The organism is Achromobacter ruhlandii (assembly GCF_002082135.1).
In the GTDB taxonomy this organism is placed as follows: domain Bacteria; phylum Pseudomonadota; class Gammaproteobacteria; order Burkholderiales; family Burkholderiaceae_B; genus Achromobacter; species Achromobacter ruhlandii.
In genome coordinates, this window is record NZ_CP017433.1 from 1,408,251 (window position 1) to 1,429,697 (window position 21,447).

Consider the following 21,447-nt stretch of genomic DNA (forward strand, 5'->3'; position numbering starts at 1 on the left):
GTACATGCCAGAATCTTCCCGCCCGCGGCCGCCCGTACAGGCCGACGGGCCGACCCGGGCCCCGGGCAAGCCGCGCGCCGACGCCGCGGCCCCGGCGGCGCGCCAGGCGCCCCGCCCCGAGCGGCCCATTCCCGCCGTGACCTACCCCGAGGACCTGCCCGTCAGCGCGCGGCGCCAGGAAATCGCGCGCGCCATCGCCGGCCACCAGGTGGTCATCGTCAGCGGCGAGACCGGCTCGGGCAAGACCACCCAGCTGCCCAAGATCTGCCTGGAACTGGGCCGCGGCCGCCAGAAGATGATCGGCCACACCCAGCCGCGGCGGCTGGCCGCCACCTCGGTGGCCAAGCGCATCGCCGAGGAGCTGAACACGCCGATGGGCGAGGTGGTGGGCTACCAGGTGCGCTTCAACGATCGCACCGGCCCCAATGCGTCGATCAAGCTGATGACCGACGGCATCCTGCTGGCGGAATCGCAGCGTGACCCGCTGCTGCGCCGCTACGACACCATCATCATCGACGAGGCGCACGAACGCAGCCTGAACATCGACTTCCTGCTGGGCTATCTGAAGCAGCTGCTGCCGCGCCGCCCCGACCTGAAAGTCATCATCACCTCGGCCACCATCGACGCCGAGCGCTTCGCCCGCCATTTCGCCGCGTCCGAGGACAAGCCGGCGCCGGTGATCGAGGTCTCGGGCCGGCTGTACCCGGTCGAGGTGCGCTACCGCCCGGTGCGCGAGGAAGCCGAGGAAGACGCCGCGCCGGCCAAGCCGGGCCGCGACCGCGAGCGCATGTCGGGCGACGAGGAACGCGACCTGATCGACGCCATCGTCGACGCGGTCGACGAGTGCGCCCGCCACGGCCCCGGCGATGTGCTGGTGTTCCTGCCCGGCGAGCGCGAGATCCGCGAATCGGCCGAGGCGCTGCGCAAGCGCCACCCGGCCGGCACCGAAGTGCTGCCGCTGTACGCGCGCCTGTCGCAGGCCGAACAGGAACAGATCTTCCATCCGCGCGGCAACGCGCGCCGCATCGTGCTGGCCACCAATGTGGCGGAAACCTCGCTGACGGTGCCCGGCATCCGCTTCGTGGTCGATAGCGGCCTGGCGCGCGTCAAGCGCTATTCCTGGCGCAACAAGGTCGAGCAGCTGCGCATCGAGCCGGTCAGCCGAGCCTCGGCCAACCAGCGCGCCGGCCGTTGCGGCCGCGTCGGCCCGGGCCTTTGCATCCGCCTCTACGACGAAGCCGACTTCAACGCCCGCGCCGCCTTCACCGACCCCGAGGTGCTGCGTTCCTCGCTGGCCTCCGTGATCCTGCGGATGAAGTCGCTCAAGCTGGACGACATCGAGCAGTTTCCGTTCGTCGAGGCCCCGCCCGGGCGCGCGGTGGCCGACGGCTACCACCTGCTGCAGGAGCTGGGCGCGATCGAGCTGGCCGCGGCCGACGACGGCGACGACGCCAGCCGCACCGGCGCCTCGTTCGTCCTGACCCGCACCGGCCACGAACTGGCCAAGCTGCCGGTGGACCCGCGCATCGGCCGCATGATCCTGGCCGCGCGCGAGCACCAGTGCCTGGCGGAAATGCTGATCATCGCCTCGGCGCTGTCGGTGCAGGACGCGCGCGACCGCCCCATGCAGGAGCGCGAGGCGGCCGAGGCCGCGCACGCCAAGTTCGCCGACGACAAGTCCGAATTCATTTCCTTCCTCAAGCTGTGGCGCTGGTACGGCGAGCAGGTGCAGCACAAGGCCTCGCAGCGAAAGCTGGTGGGCCTGCTGCGGCAGAACTTCCTGTCGCCCATCCGGCTGCGCGAATGGCACGACGTCCACACCCAGCTGGCCGCCCTGGTGGGCGAGCAGGGCTGGCGCGTCAATCAGGTCGAGGCCACCTACGAGCAGTTGCACATGGCACTGCTGTCGGGCCTGTTAGGCAACATCGGCTTCAAGAGCGACGAGGGCGGCCATTACCAGGGCGCCCGCGAGATCCGCTTCCACATCCATCCGGGCTCGCGCCTGGTGAAGAAGGCCGGGCGCTGGATCGTCGCCGCCGAGCTGGTCGAGACCACCCGGCTGTACGCGCGCTGCGTCGCGCGCATCGACCCGGTCTGGCTGGAAAAGGTCGGCGCCCACCTGATCCGCAAGAACTGGTCCGACCCGCGCTGGGAAAAGAAGGCCGGCCAGGTGGTGGCCAACGAACGCGCCACGCTCTACGGCCTGACCATCTACAGCGGCCGTCGCATCCAGTACGGCCGGGTCCATCCGCGCGAGGCGCGCGAGCTGTTCATCCGCCAGGCGCTGGTGCCGGGCGAGATCGACACGCGCCTGGCCTTCGTGGCCCACAACCGCAAGCTGATCGCCGGCATCGAAAAGCTGGAACACCAGACCCGCCGCCCAGACATCCTGGTCGACGACGAGCTGATCTACGCCTTCTACGACCGCCAGCTGCCGGCCGACATCTCGCAGACGGCGACGCTTGAAAAGTGGGTCAACGGCCTCGACAAGGCCGAAGCGGCCAGGCTGCTGCTGACGCGCGACGAACTGATGCGGCACGAGGCCGCCGGCGTCACCACCGACGTCTTCCCCAAGAAGGTGGAGTGGCAGGGCGTGTCGATGGCGCTCGATTACCACTTCGAGCCCGGCTCGCCGCGCGACGGCGTGACGCTGGCGGTGCCGCTGTTCGCCCTGAACCAGATCGATCCGGCGCGCTGCGAATGGCTGGTGCCCGGCATGCTCAAGGAGAAGGTGCACCTGCTGCTCAAGTCGCTGCCGCAGAAGCTGCGCCGCCATTGCGTGCCGCTGCCCGACTATGCCGCCGGCTTCTACGACCGCTGGTTCGAGCGCCTGGGCGACCCGCAGACCGGCCTGGTGGATGCGCTGATCGCCGACATGTGGGATCAGGTGCAGGTGCGCCCGGCCGCCGCCGACTTCAAGCTCGAGACGCTGCCGGCGCACCTGTTCATGAACTTCCGCGTGGTCGACGAGCACGGCCGCATGCTGGCCGCCGGCCGCAACCTGGCGCAGCTGCGCGCCGAGTTCGGCAAGCAGGCCCAGGCCACCTTCCAGCAACTGGCCGCCAGCGACACTCAGGTGGCGCAGGCGCTGGCGCACGAGAACCTGACCGCCTGGACCTTCGGTCCGCTGCCGGAAATCATGGAGATCAAGCGCCGCGGCCAATCGGTCATCGGTTACCCGGCGCTGGTCGATCGCGGCGCGCATTGCGACCTGGACGTGTTCGACGACCCGGACGAGGCGCGCAAGGCGCACCGCGCCGGCCTGCTCAAGCTGTTCCGGCTGGGCCTGCGCGAGCAGGTCAAGTTCCTGGAAAAGAACCTGGCCGACCTCACCAAGATCAGCATGCTCTACATGACGCTGGGCACGCAGGAGGAACTGCGCGACCAGATCATCGACTGCGCGCTCTGCCAGGCCTGCCTGGCCGAGCCCTGGCCGGTCAATGAACAGCAGTTCGAGGCGCGCCGGGCCGAGGGCAAGGGCCGGCTGGGCCTGCTGGCCCAGGAAGTGGCGCGCCTGGCGGGCGCGGTGCTGACGGAATACGCGGCCCTGCAGCGCAAGCTGCCACAGGCCAAGCCGCACGCCGCCGCCTACGCTGACCTGCAGCAGCAGCTGGGGGCGCTGATGCCCAAATGGTTCATCCGCGACACCCCCTACGCCCAGCTGTCGCATTTCCCCCGCTACCTGAAGGCGGCGGTGGCGCGCATCGACAAGCTGCGCGCCGACCCCGGCCGCGACGCCAAGCTGGTGGCCGAGATGGCGCCGCTCCTGACCCAGTACCAGCGGGCCCGCTCGGCCCTGAAAGGGGCGCCCGACCCCCGCCTGGACGAGTTCCGCTGGCTGCTGGAGGAACTGCGGGTGGCCTTGTTTGCGCAGGAATTGCGCACGCCGATGCCGGTGTCGGTCAAGCGCCTGATGAAAAGCTGGGAGTCCCTGCAACGCTGATTTGCGGGGCCGGGCGACGCGGGCGGTGGCCTTTTCACCGGTGTAATACGGGGCGGTTTGAGCCGTCCCGTATTACACCCAGATTTCAGTCGTTTTCTGTTCAGTGACGCGTCATCTGGTTATGCTTCAATGCGCGGGCCTTCACCCCGCTCCCTGGAGCATTGCCGACATGTTCGAGCTCTTCAGCACCCGGACGCGCCCGTCCTCGTCGTCCCGCTCTTCGCCCAATCGCTGGGACTGGGCGCTTCTTCCCTTGGTGCTGGTGGTGCTGGCCGCGATGGCCTACGGCGCCTCGCAAATGAGCCGTCCCTTCGCCGTCGGCGAAGAGTTGCCGATCTCGCTGGATCCGATCTACCTGCCGTATTACCTGCTGCGCACCATCCTGCGGATGTTCACGGCGCTGGCCTTTTCGCTGCTGTTCAGCTTCATCTTCGCGGCCATCGCGGCCAAGTTCCGCACCGCCGAAAAAGCCATGATCCCGATGCTGGACATCCTGCAATCGGTGCCCATCCTGGGTTTCCAGGCCATCGCCATCGCGCCCTTCATCGCGCTGTTTCCCGGCAACCTGCTGGGGGTCGAGTGCGCGGCGATCTTCGCCATCTTCACCTCGCAGGCCTGGAACATGGCGTTCAGCCTGTACCAGTCGATGCGCACCGTGCCGGCCGAACTGAACGAGGCCGCGCGCGTGTTCCGGCTGTCCGGCTGGCAGCGCTTCTGGCGGCTGGAACTGCCGTATGCCACCCCGGGCCTGCTGTGGAACATGATGATGTCCATGTCCGGCGGCTGGTTCTTCCTGGTGGCGGCCGAGGCCATCTCGGTGGCCGGGCAGGACATCAAGCTGCCTGGCATCGGCTCCTACATCGCCGTGGCGATCGACGCCGAGAACGGCCGCGCCATCGCCTGGGCCATCGGCGCCATGATGGCCGGCATCCTGCTCTACGACCAGTTGTTCTTCCGGCCGCTGCTGGCCTGGGCCGACAAGTTCCGCTTCGAGGAATCGCAGGCCGACGTGGCGCAGCAGTCCTGGCTGCTGGACTGGACCCGCCGCAGCCGCTGGATGCAGGCGTTGTCCAATATGTTCTGGGCGCAGATGCGGCGCGCGCTGGGCTGGTTCAGCGTGTCGTACGACGGCACCTCGATCCGCGCCCGCGCCAAGGCGCCAGACCCGCGCTGGACGCGCGTCTGGGATGCGCTGCTGGCCGCCGGCGCGCTGCTGGCCACCTACAAACTGGTCGTCTTCGTGCACGCGGAGGTGGGCTGGAGCGAGGTGCTGCACGTGATCGGCCTGGGCGGCATCACCCTGGTGCGGGTGATGGTGCTGATCGGGCTGGCGTCGCTGATCTGGGTGCCGATCGCGGTCTGGATCGGCCTGCGGCCCAAGTATTCGCAGCGGGTGCAGGCGGTGGCGCAGTTCCTGGCGGCGTTCCCGGTCAACCTGCTGTTCCCGGCGGTGGTGTTCGTGATGGTGGCGTTGAAGCTCAACCCCAACATCTGGCTCAGCCCGCTGATCATCTTCGGCACCCAGTGGTACATCCTGTTCAACGTGGTGGCCGGCGCCTCGACCATTCCGAACGAACTGCGCCTGGCCGCCAGCAACCTCGGTCTGAAGGGCTGGCTGCTATGGCGCCGGGTGTACCTGCCGGCGGTGTTCCCCAGCTTCATCACCGGCGCCATCACGGCCAGCGGCGGCTCCTGGAACGCCAGCATCGTGGCCGAGTACGTGTCCTGGGGCAATACCTCCCTGGTGGCCGATGGCCTGGGCAGCTACATCAAGCAGATGACCGAGCAGGGCGATTTCCACCGCATCGCGCTCGGCATCGGCGTCATGAGCATTTTCGTCATGCTGCTGAACCGGTTTTTCTGGCGCAAACTGTATTTGCTGGCCGAAGACCGCGGCCGGTAGGGAGTCCTCATGAATTCCAATTTCCTGATCGAACTGCACGACGTCGGCAAGTCGTTCCGCGCCGCGGACGGCACCGCCCGGCACGTGCTGGAACACGTGGACTTCACGTTGCGCGAAGGCGAGATCGTGGCCCTGCTGGGCAAGTCCGGCTCGGGCAAGTCGACGCTGCTGCGCATCATGGCGGGGCTGGTCAACGCCGACCAGGGCACCGTCACCTACCGCGGCCAGCCGGTGTACGGCCCGGCGGCGGGCATCGCCATGGTGTTCCAGTCGTTCGCGCTGTTTCCCTGGCTGACCGCGCAGCAGAACGTCGAGCTGGGCCTGGAGGCCCAGGGCGTGGCGCCGGCCGAGCGCGCCAGGCGCGCCGATGCGGTGCTCGACCTGATGGGCCTGGGCGGTTTCGGCGGCGCCTTGCCGCGCGAGCTGTCCGGCGGCATGCGCCAGCGCGTCGGCATCGCCCGCGCGCTGGTCATGAACCCGGACGTGCTGTTGATGGACGAAGCCTTCTCGGCCCTGGACGTGCTGACCGGCGAAACGCTGCGCGACGACATGCTGGAGCTGTGGGACGAGAGCCGCATCTCGACCAAGGGCATCCTGATCGTTTCGCACAACATCGAGGAAGCGGTCATGATGGCCGACCGCATCATCGTGTTCTCCAGCGACCCCGGCCGCATCCGCAGCCAGGTGCAGATCGGCCTGCCGCGGCCGCGCAACGCCGATTCGCCGCAGGTGCGGGCGCTGATCGACGAGGTCTATGCGCTGATGACGCAGCGCCCGGCGCACGACGTGCCGACGCCGCGCCAGCAGGGCCTGGGCTACCGCTTTCCGCAGACCGAGGTCGAGCGCATGGAAGGCGTGCTGGACGTGCTGGCGGAGGCGCCGTTCAATGGCCGCGCCGACCTGCCCAAGCTGGCCGAGGAAGCCGAGATCTCGGACGACGACCTGCTGCCGGCCTGCGAAGCGCTGGGCCTGTTCGGCCTGGCCCAGATCGACAAGGGCGACATCTTCCTGACGCCGCTGGGCCAGCGCTACGTGCAGGCCGACCAGGGCCAGAAGCAGGCCATCTTCGGCCGCCAGCTGCTGGCGCACGTGCCGCTGGCCGCGCACATTCGCCACAGCCTGGAGCAGGAGCCTGCCGGCGAGTTGCCGGAAAAGAACTTCCTGGATTCGCTGGAGGAATTCCTCAAGCCCGACGAAGCCGAGCGCGTGCTGAAGATCGCGGTGGAATGGGGGCGCTATGGCGAAATCTACGGCTACGACTACCACACCGGCCTGTTGACCTTGCCGGAGCGCGCCGCGGGGTAGGGTGGGGAGCGGCGGGCCGGACGGCCCGCCGTGCTGGCGTGATGACCGCGCGATCCGCGCGGTCGGCCCGATCACAGGGCGATGAAGCCCGCGATCACCAGGATGATCAGGCCGTACTTGGTGGCCTTGTAGACGTTGCGGTTCCAGGCCTTGAAGGCCTTGCGCTTCTGGTCGATGACCCAGTGCGCATGGGTCAGCTTGTTGATGGCGCCGGTCTGGTCGCCGCCGTCGTTGGGCGAGCTGGCCGCCGACATCACGACCCGGCCGAACCAGCGGTTGAAGGCCTCGGCCCAGCCCCACTTGAGCGGCCGCTCGACGTCGCAGAACAGGATGATGCGGTTCTGGTCGGTGTGGTTGTAGGCCTCGTGCACGTAGGTCTCGTCGAACACTACGCTTTCGCCGTCGCGCCAGCTGTAGGTTTCGCCGTCGACGATGATGTGGCAGCGGTCGTCGTTGGGCGTGGCCAGGCCCAGGTGGTAGCGCAGCGACCCGGCGAACGGGTCGCGGTGCGGGTTGAGCTGGCCGCCGGGCGGCAGTTCGGCGAACATGGCCGCCTTGACCTTGGGCAGCGTCTTCAGGATGGCCACCGTCTTGGGGCACAGTTCCTCGGCCGAGGGGTGGCGGGCGTCATACCACTTCAGGTAGAAGCGTTTCCAGCCGTACTTGAAGAACGAATTGAAGCCGATGTCGTTGTGGCTGTCGGCCGCCTTGATGCGGCGCATCTCGGCCATTTGCAGGGCTTCGTCGCGGATCGTCTCCCAGTTGTCGTCCAGCACCTTGAGCTCGGCGATTTCGCTGGTGGTCAGGTAGGGCGTCGACGGCACGCGCGAGCTCAGCACCATGAAGGCGTTGATCGGCGCCAGCAGCACCGAGTGATCCAGCAATTGCCGGCCCAGCGGCAGCTTGACGCGGCCACGGAAGTGCGCGAACAGGATGGCGGCGAGCCAGATCCCGGGTATCAGCCATTTCATACGTAAATCTCGTCCTGCGGCGGGTGAGTCAGGTCCAATCGTCTATTGTTACACAGGGGCGCCGGACGCACGTCGGCGCGATCGCTCCGGCAGCGCTTTTCGACCGCCCGACTGGGTACAATTCCTACCATGTCCGAAGCCGTAACAACCCCGTCCCCATTTGTCCACCTGCGTGTCCACTCCGAGTTCTCGGTGGTGGACGGCATCGTGCGCATCCCCGACCTCATCAAGCGCGTGGCCAAGCTGGGCCAGCCCGCGGTCGCCCTGACCGATCTGTCGAACCTGTTCGGCCTGATCAAGTTCTACAAGGGCGCGCGCGGCGCGGGCATCAAGCCCATCGCCGGCTGCGACGTCTGGCTGAGCAACGACGAAGATCCCGCCAAGCCGTTCCGCGTGCTGCTGCTGGTGCGCAACCACCAGGGCTACCTGAACCTGTGCGAACTGCTGTCGCGCGCGTTCCTGACCAACCAGGGCAAGGGCCGCGCCGAAATCCGCCGCGAATGGCTGCAGGGCCAGGACGGCCTGATCGTGCTGTCGGGCGGCCGCGGCGGCGACGTCGGCCAGGCGCTGGACGCCGGCAACGCGGTGTCGGCGCTGGCGCTGGCGCGCCAGTGGGCGCATATGTTCCCGGGCAGCTACTACATCGAGCTGCAGCGCGCCGGCATGGATGGCGACGAAGCCTACACCCAGGCCGCCATGCGCCTGGCGGCCGAGGCCGGCCTGCCGGTGGTGGCCACCCACCCGGTGCAGTTCCTGGACGAATACGAATTCCAGGCGCACGAAGCCCGCGTCTGCATCGCCGAAGGCGAGATCCTGGCCAATCCGCGCCGCGTGCGCCGCTTCACCAAAGAGCAATACCTGCTCAGTTCCGAGGAAATGGCGCGCCGCTTCGCCGACGTGCCCTCGGCGCTGGCCAACACGGTCGAGATCGCCAAGCGCTGCAACCTCAGCCTGGTGCTGGGCAAGCCGCGCCTGCCGAATTTCCCCACGCCCGACGGCGTGTCGCTGGACGACTACCTGGTGCAGCTGTCCGAAGAGGGCCTGGAAAAGCGCATGGCCTTCCTGTTCCCGGACGAGGCCGAACGCGAATCCAAGCGCGAGCAGTACTACGAGCGCCTGCGCTGGGAATGCAAGACCATCATCCAGATGGGCTTCCCGGGCTACTTCCTGATCGTGCAAGACTTCATCAACTGGGGCAAGAACAACGGCGTGCCGGTCGGCCCGGGCCGGGGTTCGGGCGCCGGTTCGCTGGTGGCGTACGCGCTGGGCATCACCGACCTTGACCCGATCCGCTACGACTTGCTGTTCGAGCGCTTCCTGAACCCCGAGCGGGTCTCGATGCCCGACTTCGATATCGACTTCTGCCAGGACAACCGCGAACGCGTCATCGACTACGTCAAGGAAAAGTACGGCCGCGCCGCCGTGAGCCAGATCGCCACCTTCGGCACGCTGGGCGCCAAGGCCGTGGTGCGCGATGCCGGCCGGGTGCTGGACATGCCCTACATGTTCTGCGACGGCCTGTCCAAGCTGATCCCGTTCAACCCGATGGATCCGTGGACGCTCGAACGCACCCTGAAGGACGAGCCGGCTTTCAAGGACCGCTACGAGCAGGAAGAGGAAGTGCGCGCGCTGGTCGACCTGGCCAAGCCGCTCGAAGGCCTGACCCGCAACATCGGCATGCACGCCGGCGGCGTGCTGATCGCGCCCGGCAAGCTCACCGACTTCTGCCCGCTGTATTGCCAGCCGGGGCAGGAAAACAGCGCCGTCTCGCAGTTCGACAAGGACGACGTCGAAGCCGCCGGCCTGGTCAAGTTCGACTTCCTGGGCCTGCGCAACCTGACCATCCTGGACTGGGCCGTGCGCTACGTGCGCCAGTTCAACGAGGACAAGCGCGACTTCGATGTCATGGCGCTCAGCCTCGACGATCCGGCCGCCTACAAGATCCTGTGCGATGCCAACACCACTGCCGTATTCCAGCTGGAATCGCGTGGCATGAAGGAACTGCTCAAGAAGCTGCGGCCCAACACCTTCGAAGACATCATCGCCATGCTGGCCCTGTACCGTCCGGGGCCGCTGGAATCGGGCATGGTGGACGACTTCGTCAACCGCAAGCACGGCCGTGCCGCGGTGGACTACTTCCACAACGATCTGGAGAGCACGCTCAAGAGCACCTACGGGGTCATCGTCTACCAGGAACAGGTGATGCTGATCTCGCAGATCATCGGCGGCTACTCGCTGGGCGGCGCCGACCTGCTGCGCCGCGCCATGGGCAAGAAAAAGCCCGAGGAAATGGCCAAGCACCGCGAGCTGTTCGAGAAGGGCGCCAAGGAAAAGGGCCACGATCCGGATCTCGCGGTCAAGCTGTTCGACCTGATGGAGAAGTTCGCGGGCTACGGCTTCAACAAGTCGCACTCGGCCGCGTACGCGCTGATCTCGTACCAGACCGCCTGGCTCAAGGCCTACCACCCGACCGAGTTCCTGGCCGCCACCATGTCCTCCGACATGGACGACACCGACAAGGTCCAGATCTTCTGCCGCGACGCCCAGGACAACGGCGTCGAGGTGCTGCCGCCGGACGTCAACTTCTCGGGCTACCGCTTCGAGCCGGTGGCCGACAAGTACACCGAAAAGGGCAAGCCGCCGCGCACCATGCGCTACGGTCTGGGGGCGGTCAAGGGCACCGGCCAGGGCGCGGTCGAGGACATCCTGCGCGCCCGCAAGGAAGGCGGCCCGTTCCAGAACCTGTTCGACTTCTGCCGCCGCGTCAGCAAGCACGCGGTCAACCGCCGCACCATCGAGGCCCTGATCAAGGCCGGCGCGTTCGACACCATCGAGCCGAACCGGGCCGCCATGCTGGCTTCGGTGCCGACCGCCATGGAAGCGGCCGAGCAGGCCGCCCGCAGCGCCAACCAGTCCTCGCTGTTCGGCGACGACAGCAGCGACGTGGTGGCCGGCGAGCTGGCCAAGGTGGCGCCGTGGGACCTGCACAAGAAGCTCACCGAGGAAAAATCGGCGCTGGGCTATTACTACAGCGGCCACCTGTTCGACGCCTGGCGCGACGAAGTGCGCCAGATCGTGCCGATGCAGCTGGCGCGGGTCGAGCCGCAGCGCGACCTGCAATGGATGTGCGGGGTGCTGGCCAGCGTGCGCGTCATGATGACACGCCGGGGCAAGATGGTGTTCGCGGTGCTGGACGACGGCACCGCGCAGGTCGAGATCTCGGTTTTCAACGAACTCTACGAAAAGCACCGCAACCGCCTGCGCGAAGACCAACTGGTCATCGTCCAGGGCAAGGTCAGCAACGATGACTATTCGGGCGGCATGCGCATCGTCGCCGAGCAACTGTACGACCTGCAACTGGCGCGCGAGGCGCGCGCCAAGTCGCTGCGCGTCAAGCTCAATGGCGGCGCCGACGCCGCGCGCCTGCGCCAGATGCTCAACCCGTTCCGCGCCGAGCCCGAGAACGGCATCCCCGGCGTGCCGGTGGACATCGTCTACACCAAGAACAATTTCCTCTGCACGGTGCGGCTGGGCGAGGAATGGCGCGTGCGCATGGCCGACACGCTGCTCGAGAACCTGAACGCCTGGACCAAGCCGAACGGCGTGGAGGTCACGTACTGATGCGCATCGTCCACTCGGAAGCCGCCACCAGTTTCGGCGGCCAGGAAGGCCGTATCTTCAAGGAGATGAACGCCATGCGCGCGCGTGGCCATCACCTGGAAGCCATCTGCCAGCCGACCGCGCTGCTGGCCGAGCGCCTGTCGGACGCCGGCTTCACCGTCCACACGCTGGAGATGGACGGGCCGGTCAACTACCTGAAGGGCGTCGCCGCCATCCGCCGCATCCTGCGCGAAGGGCGCTTCGACGTGCTCAACACCCACAGCCGGCGCGACACCGTGATCGCCGCGGCGGCCGGCCGCCTGGCGGGCACGCCGCTGATCGTGCGCACCCGCCACCTGTCCAACAAGGTCGGCTCGCTCTGGTCGTACACGCGCCTGCCGCATCGCGTCACCACCGTCAGCGACCACGTGCGCGAGCACCTGATCGAACGCGGGGTGCCGGCCGATCGCGTCGCCACGGTCTATTCGCCGATCGTGCTGCCGCCGCCGGTCGAGCATTCGACCCTGCGCGAGGAACTCGGGCTGGCGCCGGACGATCTGGTGGTCGGCTGTGTCGCCGTGATGCGCGTCACCAAGGGCCACAAGGACCTGATCGACGCCATCGCGCCGCTGATGGCCACCCGGCCCAAGCTGCACCTGGTGTTCGTGGGCGGCGGCTCGCCGGTGTTCGAGCAGACCCAGGCCTACGTGGCCGAACGCGGCCTGGCCGATCGCATCCACCTGATGGGCACGCGCCGCGACGTGCCCAATCTGCTGGCCGGCTGCGACCTGTTCGCGCTGGCGACCCAGCAGGAGGCCTCCGGCACCGTCTACGTCGAAGCCCAGGCCAGCGGCCTGCCGGTCATCGGCACCGACGTCGGCGGCGTGTCCGAGATGTTCCGCGACGGCGAAACCGGCATCCTGGTGCCGCCCAAGGACCCGGCCGCGCTCACCGCCGCGCTCGAAAGACTGATCGACGACGCCGCCTTGCGCCAGCGCATGGGCGAGGCCGGCCGCAAGATGGTCTGGGAAGAGGGCGTGTTCTCGCCCGCCCGCCTGGCCGAGACCACCGAGGCCGTCTACACCCGCTGGCTGGCGGAGCGGCGCCGATGAACGCGCCCAACGTCCCGGTGCTGATGTACCACCACGTCACGCCGGCCGGCGGCATGATCAACGCCATGCCCGACGTGTTCGAGGCCCAGATCGCGCGCCTGGCGCGCGCCGGCTACCAGTCGCTGTCGGCCGACCAGTTCGCCGCCTACCTGGCCGGCGCGCCGGCGCCCGAGCGCTCGGTGCTGATCACCTTCGACGACGGCTATCTCAACAACTGGGTCCACGCCCATCCGGTGCTGGCGCGCCATGGCATGCGCGCCGTGCTGTTCACCATCACCGGCTGGATCGGCGACGGCCCGGTGCGTCCGCATGCCGGCCAGGGCCTGCCGCTGCCGGCCACGCCCGACCACGACGCCAGCAAGAAGCTGATCGCCGAAGGCCGCGCCGACGATGTCATGCTGCGCTGGAGCGAAATCGAAGCGATGCGGGCCGCCGGCACCTTCGAATTCCATTCGCATACCCACACCCACACGCGCTGGGACAAGGTCTGCGGCGCTGATGTCGAGGCCAAGAAGGCACACATTGCGCAGGAACTGTCCGATTCACGAGAGACTCTGACGCGGCGCCTGGGCGCGGTCAGCGATCATCTGTGCTGGCCGCAGGGCTATTTCGACGCCGACTACGTGGCGGCCGCCCGGCAGGCGGGCTTTCGCCACTTGTACACTACCGACCCTTTCGGCCAGAACACCCCTGGCGCCGACCCCGGCCACATCTACCGCTTCGCGGTGCGCAATCAGGGCGGCTCCTGGTTGAACCGGCGCATCTGGCTGTCGCGCGATCCCTTCTGGGGACCGCGCTATCACGCCTGGAAGGCCTGGAAAAAGCGTCTTAGGAATCGCGGATGAAGTTATCAGTCATAGTCATCACCAAGAACGAAGCGGCCAATATCGCCGAGTGCCTCAAGTCAGTCGCCTTCGCCGATGAGTTCATCGTGGTGGATTCGGGCAGCACCGACGGCACGGTGGAGCTGGCGCGGGCCTTGGGCGCGCGGGTCGAGGTGACGTCCGACTGGCCCGGTTTCGGCCCGCAGAAGAACCGCGCGCTCGATCTGGCCAGCGGCGACTGGGTGCTGTCGATCGACGCCGACGAACGCGTCACGCCCGAGCTGGCCCGCGAGATCCAGGACACCCTGGCCGCGCCGCGCGCCGACACCTACGAGATTGCCCGCCTGTCGAATTTCTGCGGTCGCGATATCCGCCACAGCGGCTGGTGGCCCGACTACGTGCTGCGCCTGTTCAAGCGCGGCGCGGCGCGCTTCAACGACGCCGCCGTGCATGAACGCGTGGTGCCGGCCAACGGCCAGCCGCCGCTGCAGCTCAAGGGCCATTTCCATCATTACCCGTACGACAACCTGGACGCGCTGGTCACCAAGATCAACCGCTATTCGTCGGACGCCGCCGCCATGATGTACGCCAAGGGCAAGCGCACCTCGGTGTTCGGCGCGCTGGGCCACAGCTTCTGGACCTTCGTGCGCATCTACCTGATCCGGCGCGGCTTTCTCGACGGCCGCCATGGGCTGGTGCTGGCCGTGACCGCGGCGGCGGGCAGTTTCTTCCGTTATTCGAAGCTGATGTTCCTGGCCGAGAAGAACAAGTGAAGATCCTCTACACCAATTTCCACGCCGGCAACGGCGGTGGACACGTCACCTACATCATCAACCTGTGTCGCGCCCTGGCGGCCGATCACCAGATCACGGTGGCCGCGCCGGCCAGCAGCCGGCTGTACCGCTACGCCAAGGCGATTCCCGGCGTCACGGTGGTGGACATGCGCTACACCACGCGGCCGTCATCCTGGTTCGGCGACCGGGCGCGGCTGCGCCACCTGATCAAGCAGGGCCGCTTCGACATCATCCACGCCAACGGCTCGGCCGACCACAAGCAGGTGATGCTGGCCATGCTGGCGATGGCGCGCCGCCCGCGCATCGTGTTCACCAAGCACAACGACCACCCGGTCTCCAGCTTAGGCCACAAGCTGCGCGTGGCGCTGGCCACCGACCACAGCATCGCGGTCAGCGACTACATCCATCGGCTGCTGGCCGATTCGCCCTACAGCAAGCGGCCGATCACCACGATCCGCCATGGCATCGACACGCGCTTTTTCGCGCCGCCGCCGCCCGACAGCCTGGACAAGCTGCGCGAGATTTTCTTCGGCCCGGACTGGCGCGGCAAGCTGCTGCTGGGCAGCGCCGGCGGCACCGATTACGACAAGGGCTGGCTCGACCTGGTGGCCGCCGTGGCGGCGCTGCCGCCGGGCGACAGGGAGCGCGTGCTGCTGCTGGTGGCCGGCGACCCGCCGTCCGAGGCCAAGCTCGAGCGCGTGCGCGAACTCGGCATGCTCGACCAGGTGCGCTTTCCCGGCCTGCTCGACGACGTGCGCGCGGCGCTGGCCTCGTGCCACGCCGGCTTCGTGCTGTCGTACCGCGAGGCCCTGTCGTTCGCCTGCCGCGAGATCATGGGCCTGGGCCTGCCGGCGCTGGTGACCGACGCCGGCGGCCTGCCCGAGAACGTCACCGACGGCGTCGACGGCTGGATCGTGCCGGTGCGCGACGTGGCCGCCATGACCGCGCGCCTGCGCCGCATGCTGGACGACCCGGCGCAGGTCCGCGCCATGGGCGCCCATGCGCGCCAGACCGCCGAGCGCGACTTCAACCTGGCGCGTTTCGCGCAAGCCACGGTCGACGTCTACCAGCGGACATTGGGCGGACACTGAGCCTCTATAATCGCGCCATGTCTATCCCAATTCTCATGTACCACCAGATCGGCGAGCCCAACCCCAAGGGCACGCCGTTTCGCGGCCTGACGGTGCACCCGGATGATTTCGCGCGTCAGATGCGCTGGATGCGCTTCCTGGGCTACCGCGGCCTGTCGATGCGCGACATCATGCCGTACGTGCGCGGCGAGCGCCACGGCAAGGTGTTCGGCCTGACGTTCGACGACGGCTACCGCAACGTGGTCCAGAACGCGATGCCGGTACTGGACAAGCTGGGATTCACCGCCACCAACTACCTGGTGGCCAACCAATTCGACGGCGGCAACGTCTGGGACGCCAAGATCGGCATCCCGTTCTCGCCGCTCATGACGGTCGACGAGATGCGCCAGTGGGCCGCGTCCGGCCACGAGGTCGGCTCGCACACGCTGGACCACGTCCATCTGCCCGAGATGACGCCCGAAGAGGCCCGCCGCCAGATGGTCGAATCCAAGGACGTGCTGGAACAGGCCCTGGGCGCGCCCGTCACCGCCTTCTGTTATCCCTATGGCGATCACGGCCCGGAACACCTGGTCATGGCGCGCGAGGCGGGCTACGACAACGCCACCCTGACCAAGCGCGGCCTGGCCAGCGCCAGCGACGACCCCTTCGGTTTGCCGCGCGTGACGGTGTCGCGCTCGACCGGCATTTTCCGTTTCCTGCAGAAGTGCCTGACCCGCTATGAAGACAAGCGCGGGCGCGGCTGAGCGGCGGCTGCGCATCGCACTGCTGGTCGACCGCTTCGGCAACCGCTTCGGCGGCGCCGAGGCCTACGGGGTCGAGCTGATGCGCGTGCTGGGCCAGCGCCACGACGTTTCCGTGGTGGCGCGCGACTTCGACAGCGACCTGCCTTTTCCCTTCCTGCCGGTGCGCTTTCCTGGCTGGTTGCCCAGCTGGATGCGGGTGTTGTATTTCGCCTGGAAGGCCGACCGCCTGACCCGCGGCCGCTATGACATCGTGCACTCGCACATGAACGGCTGGGCCGGTGAAATCCAGGTCATGCACGTCACGCCGGTGCGCTACAACCGCCTGACGCGCGTCAAGCCGCTCAAGCGCGCGCTCGCCTGGCTCAGCCCGCGCCTGGTCACCTACCTGTTGCTGGAGAAATCGCGCGTGCGCCGCGCGCCCGCGCGGCGCGTGGTGGCGGTGTCCGGCCTGATCATGGACCAGCTGCACCGCAGCTACGGCCCGCGGCTGCCGGTCGAGATCATCGCGCCCGGGGTCAAGCTGCCGGCGCCCGAGTCCGCCGCCGCGCGCGCCGCCACCCGGGCGCAGGTCGGCTGGGATGCCGACACCATCGGCTGCCTGCTGGTGGCGCGCAATCCGCTGCGCAAGGGCCTGCCGGCGCTGCTCGATGCGCTGGCGCTGCTGCCGCCCAGGTACCGCCTGCTGGTGGTGGGCGCCGACCAGGCCACCCGCGACCGGGTGCGCGCGGCAGGCGCCGTTGCCAGCCGCGTGTCGCTGGTCGACCCGACGCCCGAGGTCGCGCGCTATTTCGCGGCGGCCGACATCTACGCCCATCCGACGCTCAACGACAGCTACGCCATGGCGCCGCTGGAAGCCATGTCGCACGGCCTGCCGGTGGTGGTCAGTTCGCCCGCCTATTGCGGCTTCGCCCAGTACCTGTCGGCGGGCAAGGACGCCCTGATCCTGCAGGACCCGCGCGATGGCGCCCAACTGGCGCAGGCCCTGCAGCGGCTGGGCGACGAGCCCGAACTGCGCGCGGCCCTGTCCGAGCGCGGTCTGGCCATCGCCCGCGACCAGAGCTGGGAGGCCGTGGCGGCGCGCTACGAGGCGCTGTACCAGGACGTGCTGGCCGAGCGCGGCTGACCTCCGCCGCGCTGGCCCAAAAACAACAACGGGACCGCCAGGGTCCCGTTTTCATGCAATGCGATCGATGCGTCCGCGATTCAATGCGTCGCCGGCGCGGTGGCCCGCTCCAGCTCGCCCAGCCAGCGGATCGCGTATTCGCGATCGCCACCGCACATGTCGGCCTGCGCCTGCAGCCCGCCACAGAAATCCGGCCGCGACGGCTGGCCGAAGATCGCGCAGCGCATGTCCGGCAGCAGCTGGATACAGGGGACGCCGGCCGGCTTGCCATCGGGCATGCCGGGGATCGGCCGGGTGATCGACGGCGCGATGCAGCAGGCGCCGCAGCCCGGCCGGCAGGCCAGCGTTGCCGTCATGCTCAGACCCACCCGCGCAGCCAGTAGACGAACAGCCCGGCGTATTCCTTGATGATGGAACGGCTGGCGTCGAAGGTGCGCTGGTCGGGCAGCCACGGATTCAGGGAACCGTCGGCCGGCGCCACGATCTGCGGCGGAGCTGGGGCGGCGATGGCCACCACGCCCTGCTTGGAAAACGCCGCCATGGCGCGCGGCATGTGCAGGGCCGACGTCACCAGCAGCACCTTGCCGATGCCGCGGGTCTTGAGCTGGTCTTCGGTCAGGGCCGCGTTCTCGTAGGTGGTGCGGCTGGCGTTCTCAAGGATCAGCGCCGATTCCGGCACGCCTTGCTGGCGGATGGCGTGGGCCATGCCGCGGGCCTCGCTGACGTCGCCTTCCAGCGCGCCGCCGGACAGCACCACCTTCGGCGCGCGGCCCGCCAGGTACAGCTGGGCCGCGGTGTCGACGCGCACCACGGCGGTGTCCTTGTCATAGGGCAGGAACCAGTTGGCGCGGCCATTGGCGGTGTTGCCGCCCAGCACCACGATGGCGTCGGCGGTGGGGGATTCGGCGGGCGGCAGGTGCGGGTAGCGGCTTTCCAGCGCGCCTCCGAGCCACAGCGAGGTCGCCGGCAGCGACCATGCCAGCGCCCAGAGCAGGCCGGCGACGATCAGGGCGCCGCCGGTCTTGCGCAGCCGGAACAGGCCCAGGACCAGACCGACCACCACCAGGGTCAGGCACAGGTTGTAGGGAATGATCAGATTCGTGAGATAGCTGGACATGGTCATTTCAAGACAAACTGTTTACTGCGCATCGTCCAGCATCGCGTTGGCCCGCTGTTCCACCACTTCGCTGGATGGCCAGGCCGTTTCCGAACCGACGCATACCGCGCGGGGCGACCACGGGCCGGTGCGGCCGGGCCGCGTGACGCCGAACAGCGTCAGCTCCCGCGCGCCCGCCGCCGCCGCGACGTGCGACACGCCGGAGTCGTTGCAAATCACCAACGCGGCCCGCGCCGTCAGGGCGGCAAACGCACCCAGGGGCAACGGGGGCAGCAACTGTGCCGTGGGGGCGTTGCGCCGGGCTTCGTCGGTTTCCGCTGGAGGGGGGCACATTACCACGGTATGGCCCCGTGCCTGCAGCGCGCGGGTAAGTGTATCGAATCCGGGCCAGACCTTGACCTTGCCTTTGTGCAGGCCGGTCGCCGTGGGGGCGATCAGCACGAAGCGCTGTCCGGCCAGGCCGGCCGCTTCCAGCGCCAGCGCGGCGGCGTTCTCGTGGGCCGGCGTCAGGGGCAGGTCGAGCGTGGGGGCCGGCTCGGCGGGGCCGGTCGGCAGTCCCCAGCGGCCCAGCGCTTCGCGCGTCAGGTGGTGCCAGGACTGCACCGCATGCAGCGCCGCCTCCGGCTTGGCGACCGGCCAGCGTAGCAGGAAGCTGCGCCCGTCGTCGCGGTAGCCGGCCGACGGCACGCCCGCCAGGCGGAACACCAGCGCGCTGGACAACGAATCCGGCAGCAGCAGCCCCCGGGCATGGCGGCCCGCGGCGCCCAGGGAACGGCGGTGGGCGCCGACCGTCGCGCGATCCGGCCCCACTTTTCCCAGCATCGGCAGGAACTCCCGTTTGTCGACGCCATCCAACAGGTCCCGGGCCCAGGGGCGGGCGCAGATCACCAGGGGCAGGCCGGCCGCCTGCAAGGTGCGCAGGCTGGGTAGGCTCATGCAGACATCTCCCACCCAATTGGGCAGGCGAACGTAGAGGCAACTGATTTCGGACATGGACAGGCGCACCGCGCGATAGGAACTGAAAGGGGGGACGCCCGGCCCCGCGCGGCAACGCGTAGCCAGTACAATCCGGGGCACAATTGTATAAAAGCGAGTGATTCCATTGAATTCTGCCGCACGCAACACGCCCGCGGGCTCTCAGCCCGTCAGAGCCGAACTCTGGAGCCGTATCTACAGCCGGGTTGGCTCCTACTGGAAGGGGCTGGTGCTGGCGACCCTGCTGATGGCCGGCGCCGCCGCCACGCAGCCCACGCTGGCCGTCATTATGAAGCCCCTGCTGGACGACGGCTTCTCGGGCGCCAAACCCTACTACGTCTGGGCACTGCCGCTGGCGGTGGTGGGCCTGATCTTCCTGCGCGGGGTCTGTAACTTCTTCAGCGATTACCTGCTGGCCTGGGTGGCCAACAACGTCCTGCTGGGCATGCGGCGCGACATGTTCGAACGCCTGCTGGGCCTGCCGGACGCCGATTTCAAGCGCGGCGACACCGGCCGCCTGCTGAACCGCTTCACCATCGACGCGGGCAACGTCACCGGCTACGCCACCGACGTCATCACCGTGCTGGTGCGAGAAACCCTGGTGGTCATCGCCCTGATCTGCGTGCTGCTGTACACCTCGTGGGTGCTGACCCTGATCATCCTGGTCATGCTGCCCGTTTCGGTGCTGATCGCGCGCACCTTCATCAAGCGCCTGCGCCGCATCAACCGCGACACCGTCAACATGAACGCCGAACTGACCCGCGTGGTCAGCGAGGGCATCGACGGCCAGCGCGTCATCAAGCTGTTCGACGGCTACGAGGTCGAACGTGGCCGCTTCGATTTCGTCAGCGGCCGCCTGCGCCGCTTCGCCATGCGCACCGCCACCGCCGACGCCGCCCTGACGCCCCTGACGCAGGTGTGCATCTCGATCTCGGTGGGCGCGGTCATCGCCGTCGCCCTGGGGCAGGCCAACAACGGCTCGCTCACGGTCGGCAGCTTCGCCTCCTTCATGGCCGCGCTGGCGCAGATCTTCGACCCCATCAAACGCCTGACCAACCTGGCCGCGCGCATGCAGAAGATGCTGGTGTCGGCCGAAAGTGTGTTCACCCTGATCGACCAGGTGCCCGAAAGCGACACCGGCACGCGCGAGCTGCCCGAGCCCGTGCGCGGCAAGGTCGAATTCCGCAACGTCACCCATCGCTTTTCCGACGCCGACCGCGACACCGTCAACGACGTGTCGTTCGTGGTCGAACCCGGCCAGACCGTGGCGCTGGTGGGACGCTCCGGCAGCGGCAAGACCACGCTGGTCAACATGCTGCCGCGCTTCGTGCTGGCCGACAGCGGCGCCATCTACGTCGACGACGTGCCGATCAACGACCTGAAGCTGCGCAGCCTGCGTTCGCACCTGTCGCTGGTCAGCCAGGACGTGGTGCTGTTCGACGACACCATCGCCGCCAACGTCGGCTACGGCGCCCTGGGCGAGGCCAGCGAACAGCAGGTGCGCGACGCGCTCGCCGCCGCCAACCTGCTGGACTTCGTCGAAGGCCTGCCGCAGGGCATCAACACCCCCGTTGGCGAAAACGCCGCGCGCCTGTCCGGCGGCCAGCGCCAGCGCCTGGCGATCGCCCGCGCCCTGATCAAGAACGCGCCCATCCTCATCCTCGACGAAGCCACCTCGGCGCTCGATAACGAGTCCGAACGCCAGGTGCAGGCTTCGCTCGAACGCCTGATGAAGGGCCGCACCACGCTGGTCATCGCGCACCGCCTGTCGACCGTGCAGAACGCCGACCGCATCATCGTGCTGGACGCCGGCAAGATCGTCGAACAGGGCCCGCATGCCGAGCTGCTGGCCGCCGACGGCCTGTACGCCTCGCTCTACAACATGCAGTTCCGCGAAGACTGATCGCGCGCGGCGCCGCGTGCGCCGCGCCAGGCCACCCAGGAGC

The 21,447-nt window shown here is 68.3% G+C and carries 15 protein-coding genes; 11 read left to right on the forward strand and 4 right to left on the reverse strand.

The features are described from left to right. Positions 1-4 precede the first annotated feature (4 nt). The 3 genes from hrpA to AruCF_RS06425 all read left to right on the forward strand — a co-directional run bounded on the left by hrpA (position 5) and on the right by AruCF_RS06425 (position 7,151). Positions 5-3,943, forward strand: coding sequence for an ATP-dependent RNA helicase HrpA (gene hrpA, locus AruCF_RS06415; protein WP_080977356.1), 3,939 nt, complete (start codon positions 5-7; stop codon positions 3,941-3,943). A gap of 169 nt (positions 3,944-4,112) precedes the next feature. Beyond that, positions 4,113-5,846, forward strand: coding sequence for an ABC transporter permease (locus tag AruCF_RS06420; RefSeq protein WP_049072642.1), 1,734 nt, complete (start codon positions 4,113-4,115; stop codon positions 5,844-5,846). A 9-nt stretch (positions 5,847-5,855) separates the two neighbouring features. Further along, a complete protein-coding gene (locus AruCF_RS06425; RefSeq protein WP_049072643.1) occupies positions 5,856-7,151 on the forward strand; it encodes an ABC transporter ATP-binding protein in 1,296 nt (431 codons plus the stop codon). A gap of 71 nt (positions 7,152-7,222) precedes the next feature. On the opposite strand, the gene lpxO is transcribed toward AruCF_RS06425, so the two are convergent. Further along, positions 7,223-8,122: a lipid A hydroxylase LpxO gene (gene lpxO, locus AruCF_RS06430; RefSeq protein ID WP_049072645.1), complete on the reverse strand. Its 900-nt coding sequence runs from the start codon at positions 8,120-8,122 to the stop codon at positions 7,223-7,225. A gap of 129 nt (positions 8,123-8,251) precedes the next feature. On the opposite strand from lpxO, the gene dnaE reads away from it, so the two are divergent. From dnaE to AruCF_RS06465, 7 genes are read left to right on the forward strand one after another with little or no spacing between them, the layout of a single operon-like run. After that, positions 8,252-11,743, forward strand: coding sequence for a DNA polymerase III subunit alpha (gene dnaE, locus AruCF_RS06435; protein WP_049072647.1), 3,492 nt, complete (start codon positions 8,252-8,254; stop codon positions 11,741-11,743). Beyond that, a complete protein-coding gene (locus AruCF_RS06440) occupies positions 11,743-12,834 on the forward strand; it encodes a glycosyltransferase family 4 protein (protein WP_049072648.1) in 1,092 nt (363 codons plus the stop codon). Before dnaE ends, AruCF_RS06440 begins: the two co-directional genes overlap by 1 nt. After that, a complete protein-coding gene (locus AruCF_RS06445) occupies positions 12,831-13,679 on the forward strand; it encodes a polysaccharide deacetylase family protein (RefSeq protein ID WP_049072649.1) in 849 nt (282 codons plus the stop codon). The genes AruCF_RS06440 and AruCF_RS06445 overlap by 4 nt, the downstream gene beginning before the upstream one ends. Beyond that, a complete protein-coding gene (locus AruCF_RS06450) occupies positions 13,676-14,431 on the forward strand; it encodes a glycosyltransferase family 2 protein (RefSeq protein ID WP_049072650.1) in 756 nt (251 codons plus the stop codon). The genes AruCF_RS06445 and AruCF_RS06450 overlap by 4 nt, the downstream gene beginning before the upstream one ends. Continuing rightward, positions 14,428-15,543 carry a glycosyltransferase family 4 protein gene (locus AruCF_RS06455; RefSeq protein WP_049072652.1) on the forward strand — a complete coding sequence of 372 codons (1,116 nt, stop codon included), beginning with the start codon at positions 14,428-14,430 and terminating at the stop codon, positions 15,541-15,543. The genes AruCF_RS06450 and AruCF_RS06455 overlap by 4 nt, the downstream gene beginning before the upstream one ends. 17 nt (positions 15,544-15,560) lie before the next feature. Continuing rightward, positions 15,561-16,286, forward strand: a complete 726-nt coding sequence (locus AruCF_RS06460; protein ID WP_100504340.1) for a polysaccharide deacetylase family protein — start codon at positions 15,561-15,563, stop codon at positions 16,284-16,286. Then, positions 16,261-17,409 carry a glycosyltransferase family 4 protein gene (locus AruCF_RS06465; RefSeq protein WP_049072654.1) on the forward strand — a complete coding sequence of 383 codons (1,149 nt, stop codon included), beginning with the start codon at positions 16,261-16,263 and terminating at the stop codon, positions 17,407-17,409. The genes AruCF_RS06460 and AruCF_RS06465 overlap by 26 nt, the downstream gene beginning before the upstream one ends. Before the next feature lie 80 nt (positions 17,410-17,489). Here the strand turns inward: AruCF_RS06465 and AruCF_RS06470 are convergent, their stop codons facing one another. From AruCF_RS06470 to AruCF_RS06480, 3 genes are read right to left on the reverse strand one after another with little or no spacing between them, the layout of a single operon-like run. Beyond that, a complete protein-coding gene (locus AruCF_RS06470) occupies positions 17,490-17,765 on the reverse strand; it encodes a YkgJ family cysteine cluster protein (RefSeq protein ID WP_049077601.1) in 276 nt (91 codons plus the stop codon). A gap of 2 nt (positions 17,766-17,767) precedes the next feature. Further along, positions 17,768-18,532, reverse strand: coding sequence for a YdcF family protein (locus AruCF_RS06475; protein ID WP_049072656.1), 765 nt, complete (start codon positions 18,530-18,532; stop codon positions 17,768-17,770). 15 nt (positions 18,533-18,547) lie between these two features. Continuing rightward, entirely contained in the window at positions 18,548-19,519 is a 972-nt protein-coding gene (locus tag AruCF_RS06480) for a glycosyltransferase family 9 protein (protein WP_049072657.1), read from the reverse strand. A gap of 109 nt (positions 19,520-19,628) precedes the next feature. Between AruCF_RS06480 and msbA the strand changes: the two genes are divergently transcribed. Further along, positions 19,629-21,404 carry a lipid A export permease/ATP-binding protein MsbA gene (gene msbA, locus AruCF_RS06485; protein ID WP_049072658.1) on the forward strand — a complete coding sequence of 592 codons (1,776 nt, stop codon included), beginning with the start codon at positions 19,629-19,631 and terminating at the stop codon, positions 21,402-21,404. Positions 21,405-21,447 lie beyond the last annotated feature (43 nt).